We start from the raw sequence: 647 nt of genomic DNA on the forward strand, positions 1-647 counted from the left end.
ATGCCCGATGCAGTTGATGCTGACGCTACCCCGATGCAGTTGATGCTGACGCTACCGATGCTGATGCCGTTGATGCTGACGCTACCGATGCTGATGCCGTTGATGCTGACGCTACCGATGCTGATGCCGTTGATGCTGACGCTACCGATGCTGATGCCGTTGATGCTGACGCTACCGATGCTGATGCCGTTGATGCTGACGCTACCGATGCTGATGCCGTTGATGCTGACGCTACCGATGCAGTTGATGCTGACGCTACCGATGCTGATGCCGTTGATGCTGACGCTACCGATGCAGATGGCACGGATGTGGACGGCGACGAAGACGGTGAATACCTGCCAGTGGACATCGTTACTCCACTCGAAGGCTCGACTGTTGAAGGACCTAACGTGCTCGTGAAGGGCACCTCGGATCCAAATGCTGTGGTAACTGTCAAGGCTACCGAAGTCGCTGATTCCGCTATTGCAAAGGTGTTCGCATTCTTCCAGAACGCCATCGCAGCTCCAGAGCTCGTGGTTACGGCAGATGATGAAGGCAACTGGGAAGTAATCTTCGAAGAAGTTGAAGTTGGCCAATACTCGGTCTTCGCCGATGACGGTCGCACCAACGACACCACCACCTTCCAGGTAGTTGAAGCTGCAGTAGAT

At 54.9% G+C, this 647-nt stretch carries 2 protein-coding genes; both read left to right on the top strand.

Features of this window, described 5'->3' with window-relative positions; all coding sequences use genetic code 11:
- Nucleotides 1-399 (top strand): hypothetical protein (locus tag ACIOU9_RS00005; protein ID WP_402695752.1); only part of this gene is annotated, 399 nt, incomplete at its 5' end.
- A partial coding sequence (locus ACIOU9_RS00010; RefSeq protein WP_402695754.1) for a hypothetical protein occupies nucleotides 390-647 on the top strand: 258 nt, incomplete at its 3' end. The genes ACIOU9_RS00005 and ACIOU9_RS00010, both read left to right, overlap by 10 nt.

This window comes from Glutamicibacter sp. NPDC087583 (genome assembly GCF_044743685.1).
Classification (GTDB): domain Bacteria; phylum Actinomycetota; class Actinomycetes; order Actinomycetales; family Micrococcaceae; genus Glutamicibacter.